The organism is Streptomyces sp. NTH33 (assembly GCF_003236365.1).
In the GTDB taxonomy this organism is placed as follows: Bacteria; Actinomycetota; Actinomycetes; order Streptomycetales; family Streptomycetaceae; genus Streptomyces.
In genome coordinates, this window is record NZ_POTZ01000833.1 from 1 (window position 1) to 1,679 (window position 1,679).

Genomic DNA, 1,679 nt, shown 5'->3' on the forward strand with positions numbered 1-1,679 from the left:
CTCCGCGGCCACCTGATCGTTGAACGTCGTCACAAACGCTCATGATCACGGTGGCCGTTCCCGCACCCGCGGCTACCTCCCTGACCTGCGCGGACACCTCGACGATCACGACTTACAACTGCCGTGTCCGAGGAGCGGAAACCGGTGATATGCCACTCGGCCGGGTCCAGACCGTGAGCCTTCAGCACGTCGGCCCCCTGGATCCGGGGCCGATGCCCTCAGGGCCGCGCATGGTCACCTCTGCGGCGCCGCCGGAGACCTCGATCAGGCGGGTGAAGTCCTGCTCCGGATCAGCCTGGCGGCTCGCGAGTTGCGGGGCCGAGGGAGTGGAGAGAAGCTCATCATCCGTACCGCGCAGCCGGGGGTCCGGGTTTCGACCAGGTGGGTGCCGATGTCCGAGGTGGGAGTTATTTCGGACGCCGATCGTCACGGTGCTGGTGCCGGCTGTCACAGTACTGCGCACCCGGCGGTCCCGGTAACCGACTTGCCCGAAAGGCTCTCGTGAAGCCCGCCCCTCCCTCCGAGCCGGCCGCTCCCGAGCCGCTGTTCGCGAAGCGGTCGGAGGAGCAGCTCACCGACCTGGGTGTGGCGCCGTCCCTGATTCCGGTCGTCGCCGCGCCGACCACCGAGGACCAGCTCCTCGGACTCGTCGAGTACGCTCCGCAGCTCACCGGCGAAGTGTTGTCGGCGCTGTACGACGGCAAGGGGTACGACGACGCCCTGGAGCAGGTCACCGCTCCAGTCGCGGCGCCCGAACCCGTGGACCCCGAGGGCTTCCGGGCTGCCGTCGAATGTCCCGCCACCATCGTCACCAGGACCGACGACGCTCTGCGCGAGGTCTTGGAGGGCGAGGACTTCGGACGCTGGAAGGTGTTCCTGCACCCCACCCAGGCCAAGCTGGTCACACGGGACTACAGCGGTCCGGCACGGGTGGGCGGCGGACCGGGCACCGGCACGACAATCGTGGCACTGCACCGGGTCAAGCACCCGATGGAGCACTACCGGCCGCAACAAGCCCGTCCTGCTGACCACGTACAAGACGAGCAAGCGGCCTACCCGTACCCGGCTGCCCACCTGCCCGATTGCGCCTGCCCCGGCTACTCGGCGCCCGCCGCGTCGAGCAGCCGGACCAGATCCTTGCGCCCGTACCCCAGCAGCGAGGCTCGGTGAGCGGCCATCAGCAGCAGGTGCGCCACGATCTGCGCCGCGTAGCCGTTCTTCTCGCCACCGAACCACTCCTGGGGTTTCTCGATGCCGAGGCTGTTCATCACCAGCCCGTGCTCACGGCGGATCTCGGCGACGGTGCCGGTGACGGCGTCCAGAAGCGACTTTCCGGGGCGCTCGCACTCAAGGGCGAAGCGCCCCCAGTCAGCCGGAACGCATCCCGCGGGCGGGTCCTCCCGCAGACCCGCGTACCGCTCGTCCCCGAATCCGCCGGCGTCGAACGCGTCGTCCACCAGGGAGAACCTGTGAAAACCCGGTGGAACGGGAGGCGGTGGAGGCGTGTACTCCCAACCGGCGTCCTCGTACAGCCGCCGCTTGACCTCTTCCTCGTCGGCGAGAGTCACGGCGAATCCCGACTCCTCGTTCCGACCGGTGGTCGTGCCGTCCTCGTTGTGCCGGAAGTACAGCCCCATGTCGCGTCTCCTTCGGTACCGGTGTGCCGTTCCGGAAGATCC

General features: G+C 68.7%; 1 protein-coding gene and 1 pseudogene. One reads left to right on the forward strand and one right to left on the reverse strand.

The window, feature by feature from the left end:
• Positions 1-504: 504 nt before the first annotated feature.
• Positions 505-1,069, forward strand: a pseudogene (locus C1I97_RS36770) (UvrD-helicase domain-containing protein); the annotation flags it as partial.
• Between the two features lie 28 nt (positions 1,070-1,097).
• Here C1I97_RS36770 and C1I97_RS36775 read toward each other — a convergent pair.
• Positions 1,098-1,637 carry a hypothetical protein gene (locus C1I97_RS36775; protein WP_111007222.1) on the reverse strand — a complete coding sequence of 180 codons (540 nt, stop codon included), beginning with the start codon at positions 1,635-1,637 and terminating at the stop codon, positions 1,098-1,100.
• Positions 1,638-1,679: the final 42 nt, after the last annotated feature.

Bases quoted from the DNA above. Each gene is read 5' to 3' on its own strand.
- C1I97_RS36775 (WP_111007222.1), bottom strand. From the start codon at position 1,637: ATGGGGCTGTACTTCCGGCACAACGAGGACGGCACGACCACCGGTCGG.